Annotated in this window: 24 protein-coding genes; 9 read left to right on the forward strand and 15 right to left on the reverse strand. The window is 33.9% G+C overall.

All coding sequences use genetic code 11. The features are described from left to right. Window positions 1–7 precede the first annotated feature (7 nt). The 7 genes from RVS70_RS12165 to RVS70_RS12195 form a co-directional block, all read right to left on the reverse strand. The gene (locus RVS70_RS12165) at window positions 8–628 is read right to left on the reverse strand and encodes a YesL family protein (RefSeq protein WP_321133466.1); all 621 of its coding nucleotides are present in this window, start codon (window positions 626–628) and stop codon (window positions 8–10) included. A gap of 289 nt (window positions 629–917) precedes the next feature. After that, complete coding sequence (locus RVS70_RS12170; RefSeq protein ID WP_321133468.1) at window positions 918–3,986, reverse strand: beta-galactosidase; 3,069 nt, start codon at window positions 3,984–3,986, stop codon at window positions 918–920. 177 nt (window positions 3,987–4,163) lie between these two features. Further along, window positions 4,164–4,601: a hypothetical protein gene (locus RVS70_RS12175; RefSeq protein WP_026680033.1), complete on the reverse strand. Its 438-nt coding sequence runs from the start codon at window positions 4,599–4,601 to the stop codon at window positions 4,164–4,166. Window positions 4,602–4,649: 48 nt separating this feature from the next. Continuing rightward, window positions 4,650–4,922: a DUF5344 family protein gene (locus RVS70_RS12180; RefSeq protein WP_026680032.1), complete on the reverse strand. Its 273-nt coding sequence runs from the start codon at window positions 4,920–4,922 to the stop codon at window positions 4,650–4,652. Window positions 4,923–5,378: 456 nt separating this feature from the next. Next, on the reverse strand, window positions 5,379–5,519 hold the full coding sequence (locus tag RVS70_RS12185) for a YvrJ family protein (protein ID WP_080668622.1): 141 nt from the start codon (window positions 5,517–5,519) through the stop codon (window positions 5,379–5,381). A gap of 255 nt (window positions 5,520–5,774) precedes the next feature. Further along, on the reverse strand, window positions 5,775–5,990 hold the full coding sequence (locus RVS70_RS12190; RefSeq protein ID WP_026680031.1) for a DUF2922 domain-containing protein: 216 nt from the start codon (window positions 5,988–5,990) through the stop codon (window positions 5,775–5,777). 39 nt (window positions 5,991–6,029) lie between these two features. After that, complete coding sequence (locus RVS70_RS12195; protein ID WP_026680030.1) at window positions 6,030–6,254, reverse strand: DUF1659 domain-containing protein; 225 nt, start codon at window positions 6,252–6,254, stop codon at window positions 6,030–6,032. 276 nt (window positions 6,255–6,530) lie between these two features. Here RVS70_RS12195 and RVS70_RS12200 point away from each other — a divergent pair, with 276 nt between their 5' ends. The 3 genes from RVS70_RS12200 (at window position 6,531) to RVS70_RS12210 (ending at window position 9,994) form a co-directional block, all read left to right on the forward strand. Beyond that, window positions 6,531–7,202 (forward strand): FadR/GntR family transcriptional regulator, encoded by a 672-nt coding sequence (locus tag RVS70_RS12200; RefSeq protein ID WP_121603883.1) that lies wholly within the window; start codon window positions 6,531–6,533, stop codon window positions 7,200–7,202. A gap of 113 nt (window positions 7,203–7,315) precedes the next feature. Continuing rightward, a complete protein-coding gene (locus RVS70_RS12205) occupies window positions 7,316–8,563 on the forward strand; it encodes an MFS transporter (RefSeq protein ID WP_321133473.1) in 1,248 nt (415 codons plus the stop codon). 366 nt (window positions 8,564–8,929) lie between these two features. Further along, window positions 8,930–9,994, forward strand: coding sequence for an LCP family protein (locus RVS70_RS12210; RefSeq protein WP_121603884.1), 1,065 nt, complete (start codon window positions 8,930–8,932; stop codon window positions 9,992–9,994). Window positions 9,995–10,025: 31 nt separating this feature from the next. On the opposite strand, the gene RVS70_RS12215 is transcribed toward RVS70_RS12210, so the two are convergent. After that, complete coding sequence (locus RVS70_RS12215) at window positions 10,026–10,757, reverse strand: WecB/TagA/CpsF family glycosyltransferase (RefSeq protein WP_321133475.1); 732 nt, start codon at window positions 10,755–10,757, stop codon at window positions 10,026–10,028. Between the two features lie 213 nt (window positions 10,758–10,970). Between RVS70_RS12215 and RVS70_RS12220 the strand changes: the two genes are divergently transcribed. After that, window positions 10,971–12,014: an LCP family protein gene (locus RVS70_RS12220; RefSeq protein WP_121603886.1), complete on the forward strand. Its 1,044-nt coding sequence runs from the start codon at window positions 10,971–10,973 to the stop codon at window positions 12,012–12,014. A 372-nt stretch (window positions 12,015–12,386) separates the two neighbouring features. Here the strand turns inward: RVS70_RS12220 and RVS70_RS12225 are convergent, their stop codons facing one another. The 3 genes from RVS70_RS12225 to RVS70_RS12235 form a co-directional block, all read right to left on the reverse strand. Beyond that, entirely contained in the window at window positions 12,387–13,619 is a 1,233-nt protein-coding gene (locus tag RVS70_RS12225) for an IS4 family transposase (protein WP_321133477.1), read from the reverse strand. Between the two features lie 211 nt (window positions 13,620–13,830). Continuing rightward, window positions 13,831–14,886 (reverse strand): glycosyltransferase family 4 protein, encoded by a 1,056-nt coding sequence (locus tag RVS70_RS12230; protein ID WP_205389074.1) that lies wholly within the window; start codon window positions 14,884–14,886, stop codon window positions 13,831–13,833. Between the two features lie 42 nt (window positions 14,887–14,928). After that, window positions 14,929–16,038: a glycosyltransferase family 4 protein gene (locus tag RVS70_RS12235; RefSeq protein ID WP_321133480.1), complete on the reverse strand. Its 1,110-nt coding sequence runs from the start codon at window positions 16,036–16,038 to the stop codon at window positions 14,929–14,931. Window positions 16,039–16,416: 378 nt separating this feature from the next. Here RVS70_RS12235 and RVS70_RS12240 point away from each other — a divergent pair, with 378 nt between their 5' ends. The 5 genes from RVS70_RS12240 to RVS70_RS12260 are packed head-to-tail and all read left to right on the forward strand — an operon-like array spanning window position 16,417 to window position 22,068. After that, window positions 16,417–17,682 carry an O-antigen ligase family protein gene (locus RVS70_RS12240; RefSeq protein WP_321133482.1) on the forward strand — a complete coding sequence of 422 codons (1,266 nt, stop codon included), beginning with the start codon at window positions 16,417–16,419 and terminating at the stop codon, window positions 17,680–17,682. Further along, entirely contained in the window at window positions 17,669–18,727 is a 1,059-nt protein-coding gene (locus RVS70_RS12245) for a glycosyltransferase (protein WP_121603892.1), read from the forward strand. Before RVS70_RS12240 ends, RVS70_RS12245 begins: the two co-directional genes overlap by 14 nt. A gap of 57 nt (window positions 18,728–18,784) precedes the next feature. Continuing rightward, on the forward strand, window positions 18,785–19,876 hold the full coding sequence (locus RVS70_RS12250) for a polysaccharide pyruvyl transferase family protein (RefSeq protein ID WP_121603893.1): 1,092 nt from the start codon (window positions 18,785–18,787) through the stop codon (window positions 19,874–19,876). Between the two features lie 13 nt (window positions 19,877–19,889). Further along, on the forward strand, window positions 19,890–21,293 hold the full coding sequence (locus tag RVS70_RS12255; RefSeq protein ID WP_205389077.1) for a lipopolysaccharide biosynthesis protein: 1,404 nt from the start codon (window positions 19,890–19,892) through the stop codon (window positions 21,291–21,293). A gap of 58 nt (window positions 21,294–21,351) precedes the next feature. Then, window positions 21,352–22,068 carry a glycerophosphodiester phosphodiesterase gene (locus tag RVS70_RS12260; protein WP_121603895.1) on the forward strand — a complete coding sequence of 239 codons (717 nt, stop codon included), beginning with the start codon at window positions 21,352–21,354 and terminating at the stop codon, window positions 22,066–22,068. A gap of 42 nt (window positions 22,069–22,110) precedes the next feature. On the opposite strand, the gene RVS70_RS12265 is transcribed toward RVS70_RS12260, so the two are convergent. The 4 genes from RVS70_RS12265 to RVS70_RS12280 are packed head-to-tail and all read right to left on the reverse strand — an operon-like array spanning window position 22,111 to window position 26,013. Continuing rightward, a complete protein-coding gene (locus tag RVS70_RS12265; RefSeq protein ID WP_121603896.1) occupies window positions 22,111–23,271 on the reverse strand; it encodes a CDP-glycerol glycerophosphotransferase family protein in 1,161 nt (386 codons plus the stop codon). A 16-nt stretch (window positions 23,272–23,287) separates the two neighbouring features. Continuing rightward, window positions 23,288–24,556, reverse strand: a complete 1,269-nt coding sequence (locus RVS70_RS12270; RefSeq protein WP_121603897.1) for a CDP-glycerol glycerophosphotransferase family protein — start codon at window positions 24,554–24,556, stop codon at window positions 23,288–23,290. Between the two features lie 24 nt (window positions 24,557–24,580). After that, a complete protein-coding gene (locus RVS70_RS12275; protein WP_121603898.1) occupies window positions 24,581–25,324 on the reverse strand; it encodes an SDR family oxidoreductase in 744 nt (247 codons plus the stop codon). Continuing rightward, window positions 25,324–26,013: an IspD/TarI family cytidylyltransferase gene (locus RVS70_RS12280; RefSeq protein ID WP_226983559.1), complete on the reverse strand. Its 690-nt coding sequence runs from the start codon at window positions 26,011–26,013 to the stop codon at window positions 25,324–25,326. The genes RVS70_RS12275 and RVS70_RS12280 overlap by 1 nt, the downstream gene beginning before the upstream one ends. Between the last annotated feature and the right edge of the window lie 73 nt (window positions 26,014–26,086).

Genomic DNA, 26,086 nt, shown 5'->3' on the forward strand with positions numbered 1-26,086 from the left:
TTATAAACTAACTCATTTGTTTATTCTCTATCTGTAAACAAGCTTGGTGGGCAAACCACATGATAGGTGTAGCAATTATTGATGATCCAGCAAAAACCAATAATATTGGCAGGAAATAGAATACATATAAAAGTAGAATAATACTAATAATCATTGCTATTGTTTCTAATGGTCTGGCCAATGCAATAAGAAAGGATTGTTTAATATATTGATGGAATTTTAAGTTATAACGAACAAATACAGGATAAAAATAGAGCAGCATAATAACATATAATGAACCAATAAATAAAAGTAATGCATGAAAATAAAAGGATTGAATGTAATTTTTCGATATGGCAATATCTATATACATAAATGCCCCAATGCTCATAAATAAAATACCAAATGCATTACTAGTCTTAAAATGCTGTTTATAAACAGCATAAAAATTTTTAAATATCGGTATATCGTAGTCCTTCTCATACCATTTGTGCATGACTGTATATAAGGCTGTAGTTGCAGGGGAAACACCAAATACTATTAATCCTAATAAGGTAAAAGCTACCCATAAAATATGTAAATACATAACTTTATAAAGCCAATTACCAAAATCATATATCCATCGTAAAAAACCATTAAATAAAGACAATTTATATCACTCCTATGCAAACGCTTACCTTGTTGTTTCTAACTACCCCTCCTAATCCCCAACTGAACTTCTTTTGTAAATACCAAATCAAGTGGCGTAATGGAAATAATTGGATGTATTAATAATTAAAGTAGAATAATAGCTCTACTTTACAACTATCGACAAGAAAAAACACCTTTCAGCAAGTATAGCATAGAAATCTTTCTTTTTATTATAATATTTAGAAAAATAAGACTTAATTATTAGAAATTAAGCCTTATTCGTTTCCTTCTCGTACACATTTCCTATTCTAATTTTTCGTTATAATTTCTACCTCTTCAGGTCGATATACCGCTGTTATAGTACCTTTCATATCCGTTGCATACATTACAGTACGCTCTGACTCGAGTAAAAATAGATAACTAGTATTCGTCTTTTGATCAGTAATCTTTATTTCGATATCTTTCGAACATTCTGATACAAATATATATAAACAACCATGTTTGAAGGTTAATTTTCTTCCATACATCCCGGGGAGGTTTCCTTTATTCCATTGAAACTCTTCAGGTATTCCTGATCGTCTCATAACATAGGAATATAAAGCTATTATTGGTTCATTACGTTCGTTTAACTCCACAGGTAACCCACACCAGTAAATCATACCCTTTCCATATGGAACTTCTTTCATAGTCTTTCCACCTACATCTACTTCTTTCAACAATTCACCAATCTTTTCATTCCCAAACGATACAAAGTAATCCTGCCCATTCATTTCAAGTATTTCTTCACGAACAAGATTTTGTGTTTTGGTTTTACCTAGAATCGATTCTGTTCTAGAGGTATGGCCCCAATATGCATCGATACTAATTGCACCAGTGAATAACAGATTAACGCCTTTATCCTTTACCATTGTTAATATCGTATCGAATGTACTTGAACTAAAATTATGTGGACTTGGAATAATAAGTAATTTGGGCAAATCGCTCAATATTTCTTCTACATGATATTCACTAACAGCTCGAAATGGCATATTCATTTCATAAGCTAATACACGTGTTAATTTCGTAGTCGCCCTTATGGAATATCTACGATTGGAGAAATCATTAGAAAATGGGTAAACTACAGCAATATCCTCTAACTTCCTACCTCTAAATAAATCTTTTATTTTATACATGAATTCTCCATAATCATAGGATACATTTGCCTCTGGTTTTTCAGTCCCATCTGCACGTATTGCTCCAATATTTGATTCATTAATATTATTCATAAAGTAGTTTGTATTCCACAGCCATTGAACTGCACCCGCTCCACCAGTTGAGAAAGCATAAGCATACTTCCTCTCTAATATATTTCGTAATTCTTCCTCACTTCTTTTGGCGTGATTATTTGCATTTTCAACATACATGATTCCTGTTTCTTGAATTAAATTAGGTTTTGCAGGCGTTTTAGTGAATATTCCGTCCCAAATTAAGTCATCTAAAAACCACCATGTATGGTTACTGGTATAATCAACGGCTTCACTATAAAACAATGGGGATGGTCGCAATCCACCAAGTGCTTCATCCTGTCCCACAGTAACTAGCTGATCACCAGCTAAGTTCTTAATCGAACTTGCTAGCTCCTTTACCCATTTATTATGCATGTCCATCGTGTATAAGGTGTAATCAAGCCAGCATAATCCTTTCTTCCCAGACATCATATCCCTTATTCCAAAATTGATTTCAGAGGCCTCTGGTGGTTCAACTGCTGCAAAAGAAGGTAATTCTTCTTCCGTTACATTCCACCTTTCTCTTAATTCACGTACAGTTCCGTGCCGTGCTTTAAGCCACTTCTGATAGTTTCTGCGATCATAGCTATCATGACTAGTTTTAGGACCAGCAAATGGACGGTTGGGATCAAATACAGACGGCTCATTAATTAAGTCCCAGTTAATATTTGTTGTTTCTACATGTCTAGAAACAATCGACGTAATAAAACGTGTTTGCGCCTTCAAGCTACGAGAATCAAGATAAGGATTCTCACCGTCCCAAGCCTCAGGAGTAAAGGAAAAGAACGTAAAGGTGACCTCGATATCATGTTTTTTAGCACATAGTATAAAGGCATCAATGGCTCGGAGGACGGCTTCATCCATGTATCCATCAATAAACATCATATTGCGCCAGCCTGTCCAAATTCCAGTACGAATATAATTAATCCCAGCACGTTTCATTTGTGCCATATCGTTATCCCATAAATGGGCATTAGGGAGAAACAAAAAATAACGAGCAACATCTGAGGTCATATAGGTCATTCCAACAATTGGCATAGGTTGTCCGTTTTTATGGAAGTAATCACGATCGCAGTATAAGGGCTCCCCTCTAGCCAAGAGCTGTTTATCCATCCCCCAGAATCCCTGATAGAGTGAGCGTACCTCACCGTTCTCTGACTCAATATAACAACTTACATGATATAATCCAGGTTCAATCGTAATCGGAATAATAAATGAATGATTATAGCGTTGTTTACTAGCTTTTATTGATATAGTCTCTGTATAAAGTGGTTCTGAATTGCTACTTACTGTTAATCTAACCTCCCATTGGACAGGTGCATCGGTAAAGGACTCCATCTGTAAGCTAGCCATCGGTTGTTCCCCTTTTTCATATGTAGCATAGTTCACCTGCAAGGACATCTCCGTCACACCATGACTGGTAAATAGCGCTAATTCTCCCAAAAATTCAATTCCTAATTTGCTCCAAAACCGTTTATCCATCCTTTGATTAATAAATATCCATCGACCGCCTGTAAACGCTCCGTTTCTATTTTCAATCAGAACACTCGGAGCAGCTACTTTTCTTCCGGAATCCGTAAATCCTTGTAGCAAAGGGAATATCCTAGCATCCATTGGTCCTGCTGCACCCATTTCTCCCTTTAAAGAACTGGATTTGGTAACATGCAGGATAAAGTTATATGTATCTTGGATGGCAAATAGCTTTTCCTTTCCTTTAAAAATGGGAATATCATAATTGGATTGTAATTGCGTGACCTGCTTCGTTTTTACTGGCAAAGCCTCGTGAATATTTAATTGTTGGTGGTACGCAGTCTGTTCACGTTCTTTTTTCCATTTGCCGTCTTCTTGAAAGCATGGAACTCGAAAAGGGATGCCACCAAAGTGAACCATACCTTTTCCGGTTGTTAAATAAGAATAGATCGCCTTCCAAGCATTTTTAGGAAAAAATGAACCATGTAGATTAATAAAACAAGTTACCTGATCATCATCAAGAGCTTCTTCCAATGAATTAGCAGTTACAATTGTTCCATTTAAGTCTTCCAAAATAGATCTATTTGGTCTATTACCATCTATAGGAAAATCATAATCATAAAAAATAATTGTTTTTGCCATATAGCGTGCTCCCATCCACATAACGTTGTAATATTCAGAATTGAACTTACATGATTAGCGTACATGTGATGTAAGGCACTGTAAATATGTGATTATCGTAAACTATGTTTTTATTGCATGTTGCTTCTACATGCACCGAATTAGATAGCTAGAATGTGAATTAACGTCATATCGTTACTATTTAATGATATTTGTTTTCGTCACAGTTGAGCTAGCAATTTTCCATCCATCGCTTTCATTGACAAATACATACTCCATATGTGCAATATGATCACGATACGATTCGCCAGCTGCAATAAATGATGCCGTTGCCCGCTGTTCTGCCTCAATTACAATGCGATCATTCGATTCTTCTATTACCTTAAAATCCAATAGTTCATACGTAATATCATAATCCTTAAAAAATACTTCTAATTGTTTTTTTGTATCTTCCCTACTCGCTTCTACAATTGTCTCCAGATACTTATCCATATTTTCATCTTCAGAATAGGTTAAATTATCTTCTAAGACTTGTTTAACTTGAGAAGCATTTTTACTTATCTTGCTTGCATCATCATTACTACAGCCCATTATGACTAGTAGTGTTCCAATTAATAGAAGCATTACCTTATACATAGTACATCATCCTTAAAAGCTTAATAGATATTACGCAAAAGCATTATCTCAATACATAGAAGTCGATTGGGTATGGTCCATTCCTTGCATTTTTTCCACAGCTTGATTCGTAGCTTTTGAGTTATTATGTTTTAAAGCGTGGTAGGAAGAATTGATTTGCTCAAATGTGTTTTTAATTTCTTCAAGCTTATGCAGAATAACACCTGTATTATCTTCTTTGTTCATGCTTGTATAGGACTTTTCAAAGTTTTGAATGGTAGCTTGAAGCTCTGATAATGCCTTATCAATAGGTGCACGTTCGATTTTTACTTCTTCATTCATGAATTACATAATCCTCTCTTCTTTGGTTCACAAAAATAATACTGTCTTCATATGTTGAAGACAATTAACTGCTTAACGTAATGCAGCAGGTACTCGGTATTATAAAATGAAAACCTCAAGCAGTTGGGGGGTTTTGTTTATCCCACACTAATTGTTAGTACCACTAGGGTATAACCTAAAGACCTTTGAAGCAATCGAACATTTACTGGTAGTCGATCTCACTTACCAATGTTAGCTTCTCTTTATTGCTTGAGGTCGGGGGCTTACTGGCAGTTATATGTAGGATAAACCCCCTTAAAATTATAAGTGATTACCTTTTATTTTCTAAGTTAAAAAAGTACTAGATTCGCTTATTAATCGACATACTGTGACTAGTAAGTAGGAAAATTGGACTATCATAGTTATTTAATGGGATAATGAAAAACTCCGGAATCTGGTGACTCCGAAGTTTTTCAGTTATTTATAATTTAATCGCTCTGGCAATGCATGAATGGAATCGATTAAAACATTTAATTTCCCTTCAATCCGATGCAATAGATAAAATGTTACAGCTATCGGAAAGCCAACATCTGTAATAAAAGCTATCCATGGATCCATAGCCATAGCCTCCTTTTTAGTTAAATGAAAATTAAAATATAGCCTAGACTACGTTTAAAAAATGGCTGTTATAAACAGCTTCGTGTAGAATAACTGGCATCACCTAGATTCCAGCTTGAAGAACAACCGACTAAAGACACCTTTGTATTCACAATAGGCTGAGGCTGATCATGAAAAAGAGCGTGTATTCCCATTGTTTAGAAAGAGAGAGCTGTCTTTTGGTACAGCTCTCTTCCTCTTTACGGATTGGTGCCGTTAATTAATATCTATCTCCTCAACAATCCGTTCTACTATTCGAGCACTCTTTTTAGAAAGTAGCTCCCCGCCACTTGACGAAAATGCATTTTGTTTGAGAATTTCATCCATAGCTGCGTTAACAGCAGTTGGGTCTGCAGGTACTATGGGGTGATCAATCGAATAAGTTACTGTCTTTCCTTCTTTATTCGCAAATTTCAATTCTAGTTTTTTCAACGTATTCCCTCCCTTCTTACTTAGTTACCTTCTTCTTCCTTAGACTGGCTCAATGGCTGAGGTATCCTTACGTTCAACGGAATGAAGCGGAAGCTGCTGCAATCCAGCAATCGCTTGTGCTATTGTATATAGCTGTTCTGCGTTTGCTGTAGGTTTGACGTTATTAAAGCTCTTTGTCTTAACGATTGATTTTCCAGTTACCTCATCCAAGCCTCCGTCAAATACCAACCATAATGAAGAGTCCATTATTTGTGTCGTTGCCATATTTCTTCACCTCCTTCTATCCTTACATTCGTATGGAATAGTAAGAAGGAGGCATGAAAGGAAAAGAAAAATATGTGACGTTATTTATTAGACATAGAGAAAAGAGAGGGTCACTTAACCAGCTGGGAGAATGTGAATTGAATAATATCAACAGGTAAAAAGGATAATTGATTTTTTTATTATCTGCACATAAAAGGATGCTTTTATTTACATACTTATGACGATCTGATAATATATCCTATGTACCAATCATCCTACAAATTTGGAGTGTAAAGAATGCTTAAGAAAACGAATCGCATATCGTTAGTCGACCAAGTTGTTTCGCAAATGGAGAATTTAATTGAAAATGGTCATTGGTCTATTGGTGATAAAGTTCCACCTGAAATGGAATTAATGGAAGAATTCGGTGTTAGTCGTAATACATTAAGGGAAGCTATTCATGCTTTAGTACACGCAGGTTTATTAGAAACAAAACAAGGAAGCGGAACGATTGTCCGTTCATCAAGTTCCCTAGAAGCTGCAATGCATCGCTACATCGAAAAATCTGATCTACTAGAAACGTTAGAGGTTAGATTAGCCTTAGAAAAAGAGGCAGCTCAGTTGGCAGCAAAACGCCGAAGTGAAGAGGATATAAACAAGCTGCACGCAAGTATTAAACAGTGTCAGGATGCGGCTGAACGAGGTGCTATGGAGGATTTTATTAAAGCAGATATCACTTTTCATAAAAATATGGTAAGAGCTGCAAATAATAAGCTGCTACAAGATTTATATGAACATATGACAGATCCGTTATATTCCTCTATCCGCGATATTATGCTAATGGATAATCAATTCGATTATAACAAGGAAATTCATAGCGAGCTTTTAGACGCGATTCGACATCAAGATATAGATGGTGCTACAAAGTATGTTGATGCTTATATTAATGAATTTAAAAAAAGATTATAAAGCATGCACAGAATTTCAAGAGCAATAGAGGACAAGGTTGCTCCAGTATACCACTTTTTTAGAAATAAACTTCGGATTAGTTCCGTTGTTATGATAGATTCGGAGGAAAAATTTTGAATAATAATAGACTAACTTTAGAAAAGACACAAGAAAACCGCAATACTTGGATTTTTTTAATTGGAATTATTTTGATTGGGTCAAACTTAAGAGCTCCATTAACTTCTGTTGGATCCCTAATTTCCTATATACGTGACGATTTAGGAATTAGTAATGCGTTAGCTGGAACAATTACAACTTTACCTTTACTTGCTTTTGCACTTGTATCACCGTTTGCTCCTAAAATAGCAAATAGAATCGGCATAGAATGGACAATATTTATTTCTATCACACTATTAACAATTGGTATTATTATTCGCTCCCTATTTGGTTCCATATTTTTATTTTCTGGAACCATTCTTATTGGGTTAGCTATCGCAATTGGAAACGTATTGCTACCAGGCTTAATAAAAATGAACTTTCCACTTAAGATAGGATTAATGACAGGGATATATGCTGTCTTCATGAACGTATTTGGAGCTTTAGGATCTGGCTTAGGTGTTCCTATTTCTTCTATCGGAGACATTGGCTGGCATGGCTCACTGGCTGTATGGGGGATACTTTCCTTTATTGCCCTGCTTTTTTGGATTCCTCAGTTACAAAAACAAAACAAGTCAGATCCTACAACAAGTGCAACACCACAAGCAGAGGGGTCTATTTGGAAATCCACACTAGCATGGTGTATTACATTATTCATGGGATTACAATCGTTAATATTTTATACGCTAATTACATGGCTTCCTGAAATATTACAATCTCATGGTTTTAGTTCGGATAGCGCTGGTTGGATGCTGTTCCTTATGCAATTTGCTATTATCCCGGTAACGTTTATTATTCCTGTTATTGCAGAACAAATGAATGACCAAAAGCTATTAGCTAGTATAACTGCCATTCTATTTATGATAGGAATTGGAGGATTATTTTCTGGAATTATTCCTGTACTAGTTATATCCGTTATTTTTATAGGAATTGCTGGCGGAAGTGCCTTTAGTCTTTCGATGATGTTCTTCAGTCTTCGAACATCAAACGGCCAACAGGCAGCGGAAATGTCAGGGATGGCCCAATCGTTTGGTTATCTATTAGCAGCTTTAGGGCCAGTTTTAATTGGTGCATTACATGATTTAACAAATGGATGGCAAGTTCCACTTATTATGCTATTTATTATTTCAACTATCATTTTAATTGTGGGTTTAGAATCAGGAAAACAGAGAATCGTTACAGATCAATTACAAACTAAAACTGCTTCACTCAAGTTAGATAATTAACGTGTAAACATTCATGATGGAATTATTGTAAATACGACATGTCTTGCATCGAAAAGCTTAGGGAATACTAATCCGTTTGGTGCATACATGTCGGATTGAATCTATTCTATCAAAAGTCTTGTTTAGCTTTGATTTCCTAGCTTTGCTGATAATTCATATACCCCATACAAACCTATCCACTAATTGCATAACACTATTATCCTGAAGCACTTTAACAAATGGAATCAGACCATAAGCAACACTTCTAATAAACACCTTCTGCATAGCCATTATTCGCTAAATAATTTTTTAGAATATTTTTTAATTTACGGATTAATTACTTAATAGTAAAATAGTATGTAGTACGTTTGTCGAGGAGAAAATAGTATGTCTAACAAAAATAAAAATTTCTCACGGATTTCAATCCGTAAGCAAAAAATGAAAACAAATAGAAAGAAGCTATTATTATACATAGGAATCCCCCTTTCCGTAGTTGTAATCACAGTCCTTTCCTACGGCCTCCATCTGTATACAACCGCTAAAGATGCAGCAAATGAGTCCTTTGAAAAAGTTGGAAGAGAAAATGAAAAATCGGATTTACGATCTGAGTCTGTAGATCCTATTGAGGATAATGTATCCGTACTAATTATCGGTGTTGATGATAGTGAAAACCGGGGTTTTAATGAAAAGAGTAGATCGGATACATTAATTTTGGCTACCTTTAACAAAGAAAGCGGAAGTATAAAGCTTTTAAGTATCCCGAGAGATTCCTATGTAAATGTTCCAGACCATGGGTATACAAAAATCAATAATGCACATTTTTTTGGTGGACCAAAAAAAGCAATTAATACAGTGGAACGCTTAATGAATGTACCAGTCGATTACTACGTTCGTCTAAATTTTGAAGCTTTTATAGAAGTTGTCAATTCATTAGGAGGCATTCATTATGATGTCCCATTTGAAATTGTTGAAATGGATTCACAAGATAACAAAAATGCCATTCATCTATTCCCGGGACTTCAAGAGTTAAATGGCGAAGAAGCACTAGCGATGGCAAGGACAAGGAAATATGATAACGATATAGAACGAGGTAAGCGACAACAGGAAATTATAAAGTCAATTGTGAAGCAAGCTGCTTCAGCATCATCTATACTAAAGCTTGATGATTTAATAACCGCTGTAGGCAACAATATGAAGACAAACCTATCCTTTAGTGAAATGAAAAGCTTTATAAGTTATGGAATAAATACAAATCTCTCTCTAAGTTCTGTGAGTCTGGAAGGTACTGGGGGGAAAATGAATGACGGATTATGGTATTATCAAATAAACGAACAAAGCAGAAGCGAGCTCGAAAAAGAATTAAGAGCGCATCTCGACCTCTCCATATCGGATGTAAATAGTTCTGAATTCAGCTCTGAATCTAACGAAGTGAATGAGTCTACGATTAACTAATAAAATGCGTGATCCAGGCTCACGCATTTTGTTAATCTTTTTTCACATATACTCGAAACATAAACTCCACCGCTTTTAAAATTCTTTTCCAGCGAGATGGCTGTTTTAGTAAGCGGTATAACCATTCTAAATTTAAATTAATCCATGCCTTTGGGGCTCGTGGAACCTTTCCCGCCAAAACATCAAATACTCCACCAATTCCAATGAATATCCCTTTTGAAAATTTCTCTTTATGTTTCATAATCCATTGTTCCTGTTTAGGAGAGCCTAGGGCAACAAATATAATATCTGGTTCACTATTTTGTATAGATTCTGCGAACGTCTCATCTTCCATATCTATATAGCCATGATGATGTCCTGCAATCTGAATATGGGGATAACTTCTTTGCACTTCCGATACAGCTTTAGCATTTATTTCATCTTTTGCTCCTAAAAAATAGCAGTTTAAACCATGATCATTAGCATAACTTAGAAGATCTAATGTCAAATCATAACCAGTAACACGTTCTTGCAATGGTTGCTTCTGAAACTTTGCTGCCTTTAAAATACCAACTCCATCAGGAACGATATAGTCTGCTGTTCGAATAATTTGTCGATATGTATCATTCTCTCTTGCTTTCATGACAATTTCTGGATTAGCTGTTACTACAAAACACTTTTGCTCTTCATCTAATCGAGGAACCAAATAATCTCTTAAGAAATCATTCCTTGTTGTATTTAAGAAGGGAATTCCCATTATGGTAACAGTATTATTAAAACTCATTATTTTATGCAACCTTTCGCACTCTAGTAACGTCTATTAATATAGACCTTACAGAATTGTAATATGAATATTATTTACGAATACACATATTCGTAGTAAAATAAAACTTAGTTTTGAAAAAAAGCAAGAAAATTATCATATCTTTAATGATGTTGTTTTATATTAACATTATATAGAACAATTTTCTATTAAATAATTAAGGGTGAATACTGAATGTCAAATAAAACAACGCGTACTAGAGTTGTTCGAAAAAAGAAAAAACGTAGGTTAAAGAAAAGGGCATATTTCATATTGTTACCACTAATAATAGCCTTTTTAACAATAGTGAGTTATGCTTCTTATCTATATATAAAAGCAGACAGTGTTTTAAATGATTCTTATGAAGATGATGGCAGAGAGAAATCAGAACTTAGAGAAAGTAAAGTGGATCCCAATGTGGACAATGTTTCAGTATTAATTATGGGTGTGGATGCCAGCGACCTTAGAAACAATGCTGACAATGCTCGTACCGACACACTAATGGTTGCTACTTTAAACAAAGATGACAAAAGTGTTAAGTTGGTAAGCATTCCTCGTGATTCTTATGTTTATATTCCTGAAGTAGGCTATAAAACTAAAATCAACCATGCTCATGCATACGGGGGTACACAAGCAACAAGAGATACAGTTGAGAATTTATTAGGTATTCCTATAGACTATTATGTCAAAGTTAACTTTGAAGCATTCATAGAAGTTGTTGATGCAGTAGATGGTATTACTGTGGATGTTCCTTATGAACTTAAGGAACAAAACTCAAAAGACAAAGCTGGAGCTATTCACTTACTGCCAGGTGAGCAGCAATTAGACGGAGAAGAAGCATTAGCATTGGCACGGACAAGAAAAATGGATAACGATATAGAACGAGGGAAAAGACAGCAAGAAATAATAAAAGCTGTTATTAAAAAGGCCGTATCCGTTAACTCTATTTTAAAAATTGACAATGTTATAGAGGCAGTAGGAAGTAACATGACAACTAACATGACCTTTAGTGAAATGAAAAGCTTTATCTCCTATGGTACAAAAGGTAAAAACCTTGATTTTGAGACACTCACACTAGAAGGACAGGACTATCAGCCAAGTAAAACCTATTATTGGCAGTTAGATGAAGTTGCTTTACAGGAAACACAAGAAATCTTGAGAAAACATCTAGATTTACCTGCGCAGAATACTGTAACAGATTCCAATGAGGCTACATCACCAGAGGAAACCTCTTACTAATACTATTTAGAATAAAAGCTAAGCGCCCGATTAGAAACGTAGCGACTGGAGCGAATCAACAAACACGGCGAGCTTGGGAGCCGATGCTGACTTAGATTAGAGCGATTCGTGAAGTCGCCTAGTCTCTCGGCGTTATAGCTGGATACGACCTAGCACACCCCATATTTATCCACATGGGCAAATTTTGTAATTTTCTCATTAGCGTTGCACAAAAAATTTTAAAAATAGTCAAGTGCGCAAAACTGGAATATTTATCAAAAATATACCAATTAATAACTGTTCAAAAATTCAGTTTTTTGAATATAGGGTTTATAGAGCCAAAAGGATAAGGGGGTTCTAATTGAAGGTAGCCCTTATCCAGATTTTTACATATCAGAAGATAAGATCATAGGTTACATCATTATTTAAGTACCAGGTCTCCTCTCGTTTAATTTGTTCTAGTATGTTATTAAAGATGCGCTCATGTTCAAGTCGCCTCCGTCCATCCGACGTTCGATTTGGCTTTTTAAACAGTTCTTTTATAAAGGTAGAGAAGCAGCTTGACCAATATACACCAATAAATTCAAGCATTTCGAGAAGTGATCCTTGATAACACACTTTTTTCTTCATCAATAAAGTTAAGCAGAAAGTGATCATAGCTATGTAAATTTGGTTGTAAACGGCGTTTGAGCTCTTTCCATAACACTTTTTGAAAACTAAGTGTTGTTTCATCCATTTAAAGAATAATTCTATTTGCCAGCGATTTCGGTAAAGATCACTGATTTCCTGTGCACTCATTTTCGCATCATTAATGATGATCCTAATAAGATTTCCTTGACTATCTTGTGTTTCGATCAAGCGAACTGGAAATTTCATTTTCCCCAGTTTAACCACAGCCTCACGAAGAATCGTAGATTCCGGATCTACAGGGAGTTCTTCGATGACTTGGATAATGGTATTCTCCTTGATACGAGTACAGAAGCGAATATTGTTCTGACAATAATCATCAAATTTTTGAAAATCAAAGTACCCTCTATCAAACACATGAAGGGCATCCTTCTCTGTGACCATCAATGCGTCCAATTGGGTTCGATCAGCTGGTCTAGCAGGAGTAACAATGATTTTATCTGGGGTAACCTCCCCATCACAAAAAACTACACGAGTATGAATTTTTACTCCAGCTTTCGTGTTTCGAAAATCAGCCCACCGATACTGGCTAAGGCAAAAAGAAATGGTCGTTGAATCAATGAGATGGATTTTCTCAAGTAATTCACTTCCCTTTTCTTCCCCAATTTCCTGATGGATCTGTTGGATTAAATGACGCAGAATCGCCTGGAAGATCTCCGGAGGAAGATCAGAAAGTTTTCGAGAAAGTTGAGATTTACTAATACTTTTTAGCCCAAGTTCTTTTTGTAATTTTTTCTTGTGCCGTACCTTGAAACTAATCTCTTTAAGACTTGATAACTGTTTCAATTGAGCATAAATAAATAATTTGGTGAAGGTGAGGCTATCTAGTTTTTTAACATACTTATCAATCTTCAACTGATCAATAATTTTAGAAATGACTTTCATTTCTGTTGGTTGAATATATTCCTTAAAAACTGATTTTGTGTTATTCTTGTCCATGAGAACTCCTTATAATTAGGGTATGGACAGGACTTTGAACCTTCTGTCATCTAATTATAAGGATTTTTTTATATCTTTGAAGACTATAAATTCCCTTTAATTACATTTATTTGAAATTAATTAATACTTGACATTTTTGTTTTTGTTTAATGCAACGATAGTGTAATTTTCTAGACTATAAAAAACTTCTGGTATGAAAACCAGAAGTTTTTTATGGCTTATGTCTTAAGGCTTTAAAGAAGTTTGTCAGTGGTTTATAGTTACTACTTATTAATTCAAGATTTTCAATTAATACTTGCAGAGTTAGCATTGCTACAACAAATATAGAAATGGACCCCCACACTGTAGTCATAGAAAATAAAATTGCTGCAACACTAAACATTGTACTTAAGCTATAGATAAATAATACCGTATGTTTATGAGAGAACCCCATGTGTAATAATCGATGATGTAGGTGTGAACTATCGGGGCTAGATAACGGTTTTTTATTTACATATCTGCGTATTATTGCAATTAAAGTGTCTGAAATTGGAACAGCCAGAATAAAAATGGGTATAACGAAGGAGACAATCGTTACATTTTTAAATCCTAATAGCGCTAATACCGATATCATATAGCCTAGAAATAATGCACCAGTATCCCCCATAAATATCTTAGCTGGATAGAAGTTATAACGAAGAAATCCAACCGTGCTAAAAAAAAGTACAAGCGCCATCGTTGCTACATATACATCCCCCATCAATATTGCCATTCCTGCAATTGTAAATAATGCAATTGCGGATACACCAGCTGCCAACCCATCAAGACCATCAATCAGATTAATCGCGTTGGTAACGCCAACAATCCAAAAAACTGTTATTAAAGAGCTCATAAATCCAAACTCAATTTGTCCTCCAAATGGAAGGTTTACGAACTCAATATGTAAACCACCACCAAGAACGACAAAACAAGCTATTCCAACTTGAACAATAAATTTAAATTTTGGAGATAAATCTGTAATATCGTCAAAAAACCCCAATAAAATAATAAGAAATGCTCCTATTATAATTACAACATGATAACTACTTTCAGGCTGTAAGATAGTTAATCCTAGTAAAAAGCTGATAAAAATTGCTAAACCACCTAAAGTTGGGATTGGCTCTTTATGTACTTTGCGAGCATTCGGCTTATCAGTGGTATTAAATTTCTTTGAAAGCTTTATTGTAATTGGAGTAATAATAAGTGAAAATAACAGGGTCAAACAGGCTAACAAAGCTATTTCCAGCATCTAGCCCACCTCATTTTATAAAATACTGTTTGCATCATAGCATTATTTAATGTCTTGCATGCTTTGATATACATTATAAATGTTTTCTGCAAGAATCTCCAATGTAAATTTGGTTGATGCATGATGATATAACTTGCTTCCCATTAATGGTAACATACCCTGATTATAAAAAAATAATGCATCTTTCATTGCAGCAAGTAATTCCCTTGTATTTCCAGGCTTAATTCTCCAGCCCAAAGATTTATCGACAACTAATTCTCCGACACCACCAACATCTGTAGATATAACTGGAGTTTTGACCTTTGCGGACTCTAATAAAACAAGTGGAAAGCTTTCACTTAGTGAGGTGAGTAGCGTTACGTCTGCTAATTGGTAAAAATACTCGATATCATTTCGATAACCTAAAAAATGAACATGCTTTTCTAAATCGAGATTAGCCACCATTCTTTCTAATTCGTGTTGAAGACTGCCATCCCCAGCTAACATTAGATGACAATTCTGAGACGACTTTAGTAGCTCACAAAACGCTTCTAAAGCAATACGATGACCTTTTACTTCCTCAAGCCTAGCCACCATTAAGAAAACAATATCGCCCTCAGGTATACCAAAATCTTGTTTACAGTAACAAGATTCGACACGTTTTTTAAAATCAATTCCATTCAATGTAGTTACAATTTTTTCTGAATCTATATTGGCATCCATCAAGCAGTCTTTAAAAGGCTGTGAAATAGCAATTATTTTATCAGCATTCCTAACTGCATGAAGATTTAACTTGCAGAGTACTTTACCATACATCCCTTTTTCCATGAAGTCTAAAAATGGATTACTATGAATGGTTACTACCCATTGAAATGGTATTATCTTTTTCAGGATGTTTACATATACATTTGCCCTCGGTCCATGTGTATGTATACACCCAATATCCTCCTGCTGTATATATGATTTTATCCTTTGCATCAATGGAATACTAAATCTAGAATGACAAGGGAAATAAATGGTTCTTATACCGGCATTGTTTGCACGCTTTAATAATTCTCCATCTTCCATAACTCCAAGGATAAACTCCTCTTTATTTAATTCGTTCATTAATCCTAGTATATGATGCATTCCTCCACCAGTCTCATTCCCCGCATTTAAATGCAATATTCTCATTGTTATTCACCTTCACATATACCACTAGTCGTTTCAACAGTTGCAAAATTGAAAGCAGATCCCTAACTATACTTTTTTACCTTTCGTAAAAAAGAGCTCGTTACCATTTGATACGATCGGGCCCGGATTTTATTCGTTTGGGCTGAGATCTTACGTAGAAACTACTTCTTTTTTAAGAATTACTTATAAAAGGTAGAGAAAGGGGCAAGCAAATAGATAACAGAGAAGGAGCTACCGTTTTTCATATTTGATAACTATTGAATAGCCTTACTAGTTTTAATATATCCAAAAACGTAGAAATTTATTATCACACGTGAATATAAACAAAAAACGTGTCAATAATTGTACGGAAAGAAACTTCTGATCAGGAGCAATGCTATGAGATTGGATACCAAAAAAATCAATACATTACTATTTATTTTTATTATCCTACAGCCAGTCATCGATCTGTTAACATCCTTAACATCGACCTTTCCAATATCAGTCGGTGCATTTATTAGGACATTGCTAATGACATCATTATTCATTTCAATGTTCATTATTTTTTACCGTCAGCATAAGCAATTGTTCATGCTTTTAATCGCTTCTTATTTAGGGTTAGTAACTAGTTTTTTGTTGAATGCTATGCTAAAGGATAATTTTATTTGGTTCGCCGAATTGAATTTCTATTTAAAGGCAAGTTATTTCATAATCATTCTTTTTACAATTATCTATATTAATCAATACAATTGGTTATCTAAAAATACATTGTATCGTGCAACAACCATTGTTAGTTACATTGTGGGAATTACATATTGGATAGCTATTATAACCAATACTAGTATGGATAGTTATCGCTACGATTCATCTGGACATTCTGGCTGGTTTTTCTCAGCAAATGAATTAAGTGTTATTACCCTTATTCTTTTTACAATTATGATCATCAACCTATTGCAACATAAACGACTTTTGAATTGGATTGCATATATTCTCATCTTGAGTATGTTACCAATGATAGGTACAAAAACGGCTTATCTAGGTGGTTTAATCCTAATTGCCATTCATATTATCTATAGCTTGTGGAGGGCTAAATTACAGATTTGGAAGGATAAACACACGACTATCCTATTTCTTATTCTATTATTGTTCGTTTGCCTCATTCCTTACTCTCCAATGGGTTCCAATACAATTACTGGAAACGAACAACAACTAAATAATCCAGAAATGGAAACAGATGAAGGAAAAGAATATTCCTCAAAGTATGCCATTATCTTAAAAAAGGTTCTTAGCTCAAGAGATGTATTCTTCGCTGATGTAAAAACCAATTATTTACACGCAGATATTTTAAGAAAACTATTTGGACTGGGTTATGCAGGAGATTACCAGAAAGAACCAAAATTAGTGGAGATGGATTTTTTTGATTTATTTTTTAGTTTTGGAATTATTGGAAGTATGCTGGTAGCTTTACCAATGATAGGTTTAATGAAGCAATTGCTACCTTCATTCACCCGCTTACATATCGAGAATATTTTTTTATTAGCCATACTAGGTCTAAGCCTTGGAATAGCTTTTTTAGCTGGTCATGTACTATTTGCACCCTCGGTGATGACCTACCTATCAATTCCACTTATGCTTTTAGGAGTCGATCTTTATGAACGTACCTAAGCTGGTAAGCTTTATTATTCCTGTTTATAATGCAGAAAAATCCCTTACCACATGTGTGCAGAGCATTCTGGGACAAACATACAACTCCATTGAAATTATTCTAATAAACGATGGATCTACAGATAACAGTAAAGAATTATGCAATAAATTAGCTGAGGTTTATCCAGCGATTCACGTTATTCATCAAAAAAATTCCGGTGTATCAGCAGCAAGAAATGCTGGTATCAAAAAGGCAAACGGAATATACATTCAATTTGTAGATGCTGATGATTATCTCGACTCTATGATGACGAAAAAACTTGTAAACATTATGAATACTAACATTAATTGTGAGCTTGTTATTTGTGGATATGAAGCAATTTCTACAAGGGGAATTAAAAAATATACTTCTAGCATAGAGGGCATGTTTAAAGAAGATACCTATTTAACCCACTTTGGAGACCTATATAAACGTGTTATTATCCCTTCTCCATGCAATAAATTATATTTGGCTGATGTAATTAATCGTTATCAAATTACGTTTACAAATAGCCTTTCGATAGGGGAGGATCTATTATTCAACTTAAGTTATTTACGTCATTGTAAGCATATCTATATTAATAATGATCCTCTTTATAAATATGTTACAGATAATGAACACTCTCTATCAAGAGGATTTCGTAATAACTATCTAGAAGAACAACAACGCTTACTAGAGGAAGTAACTCGCTTTTTAAGGGAAAGAAATGCTCTAAATCTGACAAATGAACAGAAACTCGGAGAAATATACGCAAATAGTATTATAAATGCATTAACAAACCTTTTTCATCCTGATAATCCTTTACCTCGTAGTAAAACATTTGAAAAGATGAATGACATACTTAATGCTGCAAAACAAAACATAGACATACAACACTTTAGAGGTACCTATCAAAAACGATTAGTAAGAACATTACTGCGGTGCAAAGCTAGCTATGGCTTGTATGCTTTTTTTCGAATGAAGCCGTATTTACAAGAGCAACAACGCATTCTCACTACTTTATTGAAGAAGTTCAAGCATGAATAATCACCACGCTTTAGATTGATCCATTTAGAAATACACAGTTAAAGGAGAAGGTTATAAATGAAGAACGTTATGCTTTATGCCTATTCGCAATATAATTTAGGCGATGACTTATTCATAAAAATTCTCTGTGAAAGGTATCCAAATACTATCTTCCATTTATTAGCACCCCATAATTACAGTCAAACCTTCTCAAGTCAAAAAAACCTAAAAATTATTAGACGTGATTCTGTACTTTTTCGTGGAACAAATCTAATGACAACAAAGCTAGACCAGAGAAAGCTTTTTTATACTTATTTGAGCCGTAACTGCGATGCAATTGTTTATGTAGGTGGATCTTTGTTTATTCAAGGTGATAGCTGGAAAAAGGAACTAAAAAATGTACAGGAAATGCATATAAATAGCAAGCCTTTCTTTCTTTTAGGTGCCAATTTCGGCCCTTTTTCAGAGCAGGCTTTTTTAAAAGCGTATCATCATTTATTTCAACAGTTTACGGATATATGCTTTCGTGACCAATACTCATACACATTATTTAAAGACCTGCCCAATGTCAGAGTTGCTACTGATATGGCATTTCAATTAGAAACAATTAGAGCAGAAACAGATCCTTCGTCAGTTATAATTTCTGTGATTAAGCCATCGATTAGAAAAGCCTTACGCGACTATGACGCAATCTATTACAAGAAAATACGCGAAATAGCTCTTTATTTTATTGAACAAGGATACACTGTAACCTTAATGTCCTTTTGTAGTTATGAAAAAGATAACGAGGCTATAGAAGCAATTACCCAATCTATATCTGTAGGTGCTCGAAGCCATATTCATACTTTTTATTATAAGCATAATCTAGATGAGGCACTGGAACGGATTGCCTCTGCAGCTTTTATCGTTGCCACAAGGTTCCATTCCATGATTTTAGGGTGGATATTTAGAAAACCCGTATTCCCTATTGTGTATAGCAGTAAGATGACAAATATTATGAAAGATATAAACTTCCAAGGTAACTACGCTTCCTTTTATACACTGAATACCTTAAAAGCTGAAACTGTTTTTCAAAGTATTCATGGCAATATGGTTGATATAACAAACCAAATCATCGAGTCTGAAAAACAATTTCTTAAACTAGATATATATTTAAAAACAAAAACCTAAAGGACTGTAGAGAATGGCCAAAGGAGAAAAGCTAGCAAAAGATACAATACTATATAGCATTGCTACTTTTGGTTCGAAGGCACTTGTGTTTTTCATGCTACCAGTTTATACACATTATTTCACGACAGATGAATATGGTACATGGGATTTAGTTCTAACTACTTCCAGTTTGTTAGCTCCAATTATCAGCTTCGAATTAGTTTCAGCTGTTTATCGTTGGTTAATTGTAGAAAAGGAACAAGGGAAGCAAATGATCATTATTACCAGTGGCGTCCTTGCATTAGCTCGTAATCTAATTGTTTTCACAATCATTGCTTTAATATGCCTAGCTTTAATCCCTATTCCATATGGTCTGCTAATGTTAACACTAATCAATTTGGTCATCGTTAACAGCTATATGCAGCAATGCGCGAGAGGCTTAGGATTTAATACGTTATTTGCTTCGATTGGATTATTACAAACGACTATATATATTCTATTAATTATTTGGTTAATATTTGGGTTCCAAATGCGAATTGAAGCATTCTTCTATGCATATATCCTAGCTAATATGATAGCGATCATTACAGCATGGACCGTTATGCGCTTTCATCAATATATATCATTCAATTCCTATTCACATACGTTAATTAAATCATTTTTAACCTACGCGATACCTATTATTCCTGGGGCAATAAGTTGGTGGATTATGAATGCTTCGGATCGCTTTATTATTGTAGGTTATTTAGGATTAGAATTTAATGGTCTATATGCTATAGCTAATCAAATTCCTGCAATGATTATGATGATAAACACTGTATTTAACCTAGCGTGGAAAGATAGTGCCATTCTCCACTTCAATGAAACGGATAAGAATAATTACTATAGCAACGTATTCCAACATTTTTTTCGATTACTAGTAACATCCGTTATCTGTATTACACTACTTACAAAGCCAATCTTTTCTATATTTATTTCTGAAAAATTCTTTGAATCATGGCAATATACGGGCCTATTATTAGTAGGAACCATGTTTAGTGCTTTTTCGCTGTTTTGGAGCGCTGGTTTTCATGGAGCAAAAAAGACCAAGGTGATCTTTGTGACGTCAATCGTCGGTGCGTTTGTAAATATCCTTGTACATATTCTATTCATTAGCTCCATCGGTTTGTACGCAGCGGCTTGGTCAACCTTAATTGCTTTTTTTATCACTTGGATCATTCGGGTTTTTACGTGCAAGCCTTATTTTACGATACATGTGAACCTCAGAGATATGGCTATCTTATTTCCACTATTATTTGTTTCCATCCTTGCCCCATTTTTTATTGATTCACTCGGTTTATGGATTCTTAGTGGTTTAGCGTTCATTTTATTTTTCATTTATAACTTGACGATCATTAGATGGATTATAAAAACGATCCTTTATAAATATAGCAAATAGACTAGTAAGACCATATGTTATGTTATAATTTCATTATTGAGCGAAAGGAGATGGGTGAATGACATTAAATTTTGCACATAGAGGATCGATGACAGAGGCGCCCGAGAATACGGTGCCCTCATTTAAGAAAGCAATTGCTCATGGGACACGGGCAATTGAATTAGATGTCCAGCTCACCAAGGATCATCATCTTGTTGTCTGCCATGATCATAAACTAACGAAATACAATTCATCAGCAAATCAACGAATCATCGATTTAACGTTAGAGGAACTAAAACAAATTGATATCGGCTCATCATTTAATGGAAATTACACAGGGATTACGATTCCAACCCTAGATGAAGTATTAAATCATTGTCCAAGAGATATTTTTTTAAATATTGAAATTAAAAACATTCCTGTTATTTATAATGGAATTGAAGAAAGATTAATTCGTTGTCTCTCTCACCATAACCGCTTTGATAATGTGCTTATCTCATCATTTGATCACCTTGCCTTAAAGAAGATACAGGAAATGGTTCCAAACATCCCTTTGGGTATGCTATTTTACTATCGAATTCTTAATCCTTGGGACTATGCATCACAAAGCGGATTAACCATTACCAGTATCCATCCAAATAATGTTTATACGGATAAAAGTTTTATAGAAAATTGTCATAATAGAGGCTATAAGGTCTACCCTTATACTGTTAATCACAAGGAGCGTTACCGAGAGTTAGTAAATTACGGTGTAGACGGTGTATTTTCAAATAATCCAGAAATATTTTCTATCTAAGAAAACAAGCAACTGACTTTCTAAAGGATCAGTTGCTTGTTTTTAAGAATGAAAGATATGACCAACAATTCGTTTTGTAGATTTACCATCTTGATATTTAAAAAAACGGTCTTTGAATACTTCTATTTGATGATAATTATATTTCCGTTGTTTTATTATATCTATTAATGACATCGTTTCATCTACGATTGGCCCCGGCACTAATGATTGGTATTCATAGTAAAAATCTCTTTCTTTTGTATAGATTTCTAAGTCATATGCATAGAAAATCATGGGCTTGTTTAATAAACTATAATCAAAAACTACTGTGGAATAATCTGTTATTAAAATATCTGATAGCACTAATAATTCTTGGATGGGAAACTCATTTTTCATCATGTAAATAAAATCTTGATGAATTGTGTCTAATTCCTTATAAACCATGTACGGGTGTAAATGTATTAAAAGCGCATGAGAATCTCCTAGATACTCTTGTAATAAAGAAATATTAAATGGTATCTCAAATTTCTCTTGATAATGACTTTTCCCCCTAAAAGTCGGTGCATATAGTAGCAATATTTTCCCTTTCAATTCTGGATAACTTTCATAAAGTTTTTTAATTAATCCATTAAGCTCGTAATCCGAATAAAAATAATCCGTACGAGGAATTCCAAAAGGATATATTTTTTCTTTTGGCATGTTAAAAGCCTCTGCAAAATAGGGAATGACCTCTGTCGAACTAACGTATACCTTAGAATAGTTACTGTGAATCGGAATGTGCTTTAAATACTCTTTACTAGGACCAAACGATTTACCAATTGTACTATAACCAAATTTTTTAAATGCACCAGCACTATGCCATAACTGAATAATCTCAATACCTTTTCTAGGTTTAATCACATATATAGGATAATAATAGTCATCTATAATGAAATATTTTGAAGTAGCCAAATGATAACAGGCTCTTATCATATGGAAGATATATTTAATCTTTCCTTTTAAGGTGCTTTCAAATTTCTTGAAAAGAAGTTTTCTTTTTATTGATGGATAATTCTCTCTTATTTCTCTATTTACAAAAGCTAAATTATCCTTAATTTTATTCGATCGATAAGAAGCAAATGTAACTTTATTCTTATTTAGTGGAAATAGAAGGCAATAGAACATATGTATCGATCTTATAAAATACTTTATAATAATAGTAGGTACTAGTCTTAATAAATTCATATTAGATACCTACCCCTTACTTTAATTTTAGTATATTGGAATAAATATAGTTTACCTGTTTATGCAATACAGGTACTTGATTATCTTTCGAATAGAAAATGTTTAAAACCCTTTTCCTCTCTTCAGAATATAGTTCTGGTTCATAAACAGCCTTCTCTAATTCTATTAAAAGCTCTTCAAAGGTCTGTGATTTAGGTCCAGGAGTTACATCAAAGTAGTTAAAATACATCTGATTAGATTTCTGCAAATATTGGTTTAAATCATAAGAGAAAAATAGTACTGGACGATCTAGTAACAAGTAATCAGTATAGCAACTTGAATAATCAGTTAGCAGAATATCCGTATACTTAAGTAATAATTGTGGATCATAATCTTCTTCACTTATATCAATGATATGGTCATAAATTGTTGGTAGCTGTCCATGACTATACATATGTCGTTTTACAAGAAAAGTATATCCCGTTTGCTCACAAAAATTATTAAGCTTTTGAAAGTCAAAAACTATATTAATATCCATCTCTAATTTCCCAAAATTACGATGAGTTGGCATATACAAGATAATTTTATTAGTTTTAATCCAATCTGGAATTTGTGTATCTTCTTCAGATTCGTTAAAAAAAACATCATTTCTTACCTGACCGAGTTGTAAAATATTTCCCTTTGGCACTAAAAATGTATGCGGATAATAGGAAGATACGTGATCACTAGTCGATACTATGTAATTTTTCCTTGCTTGATTCGTTTTCACTACAAATTTTCCAAAGAAACGTTTTAACCAGCTTTTATCGTTTAAAACTTTGTAAGTAAACGTGTTTTTATTTGCTCCCCATACTTTTTTTAATCCAACCCCATGCCAGGTATTATAGGATATTGCTCCACCTAAAAAAGATTTACTAAAATCATCATTTATGGAATGAGAGTGAATGACTAATTTAGCACGAAGTTGATAAAATATTCCTTTTAATGAATGTTTTTTATATGTTAAATAACCATAACTCTCTAGTTTTTTTACAACTTTTTGGTTGCTAGTTATCCAGACACATTTTAATTTAGGATATTTTGACATCTCCAAAAATAAATATTTAGTGTTACCTCTAAACCCTTGACCGTTTTCTCCTCCAAAAACAACCAAATTTTGCTGTTTAGGAAAGAACCTTGAGATAAAATGTATAGTAATAATAATGGATCTCTTTCCTATTAGTCTTAACTTCTTAACTTTTTTGCTATTTATAGAAATCAAGATTAGTAGCAATAAAGAAATAATTAATATATCTTTATATTCCATGCAGCTCGCCTCTATTTTTTATAGTTATATCATCTGTTTTCTCGATGTCTCTTTTGCATTTTTCTTTGCAATCTGTTTTCTAACTACAATATTTTGACCGTCAAGACAAGTTTCATTATCTGCTAACAATTGAAAGACAACTTCTCCAACATGCTCTGGTTGCATTATCGTACTAGGATCCTCATCTGGTGCTAACACTCTTCTCAGTTCAGTAGCACATCTACCAGGAGATATGCAATAAACCAGAATGCCATAATCAGATAATTCCGCCGATAACGTATCAGACATATTTATTAATGCAGCTTTAGAAGAAGCATATGATAGCCAACCTGGGCGTGCAGAACTGCCTGCAGTTGAAGCTACATTTAATATCTTCCCTCCTGTTTTCTTCATAAACTTAACGACTTCCTTAGTAATATTAAATACCGAATGAACATTTATTTGATATGTTTTTTCCCAATCTTCTACAGAAGTTTCTAATAATGATTTAGGATTGGCATATCCTGCAACATTTATCAACATATCGACAGTTTTATATTTTTCTCCTAAATTATCAATTAAATTATGAACCTCATAATAATTAGTTAGATCAATTGGATAATAGACAATATTTTTCCCACTGCTCATTAGACTTACCGTTTCTTTCAAACCTTCTTCTGTTCTGGATAATAAAATGAAATTCTTTATATCATTTTGAGAACTCAAAGCGATTGCAATTGCTCTTCCTATACCTCTACTTGCTCCAGTTATAATACATGTTTTTGACATTAATAATCCCCCAATAAAATAGTTTCCTTATGAATTGCCTCTGCAATAATTCGATCTATCGGTTTTGTGATCTTAATGTTGTATTCAGAGCCTTTTAGTATCGAAATTTCTGAATTAAAATAATGGAAATATAAACCTGCATCCTCTGTAAAATGTAATTCATCTTCTCTTGCACACTCATGTGCGTATAATATTTTTTTTGTATTGTATTTATGTGGCAGTTGTACATTAATTAATTCTTCACGTTTTAAAATACCTTCCACAATTGATTTTCCATTTAACACCGTAAAAGGTATATCCAGACCTAAGATAGCGCTTTCATTATTTGCGTGAATTAATTTCTTAAATGTATCAGGCGTTACAAATGGTCGGACGGATTCATGAATTATGGTATTTTCGTATGAAGCTTTCTTTAATCCTTTATAAACAGACTCTTGCCTACTTTCTCCACCTTCAACACAAAATATTGGCTTCGTAAATCGATAATCACTTATTATTTGCTGAGTTTTATGTATAAAATTAGTAGGACATGGAATAATAATCTCTTTAATTTCCGAAATATTATCGATTTTTTCTAATACATGGATAAATATTGGCTTACCTGCTAATAATAAGAATTGTTTTGGAGTATTTAATTGCATCCTCTTACCAACTCCACCTGATAACAAGATAAAGCTAAATTGCTTCATGGCTCCCCTCCTCATTAATAAACAAAAAACACTTTATAATTAAATTATAAATTAAATTCTAAAAATTTACACT

The sequence above is a fragment of the Virgibacillus sp. M23 genome, assembly GCF_034190895.1.
In the GTDB taxonomy this organism is placed as follows: domain Bacteria; phylum Bacillota; class Bacilli; order Bacillales; family Amphibacillaceae; genus Virgibacillus; species Virgibacillus salarius.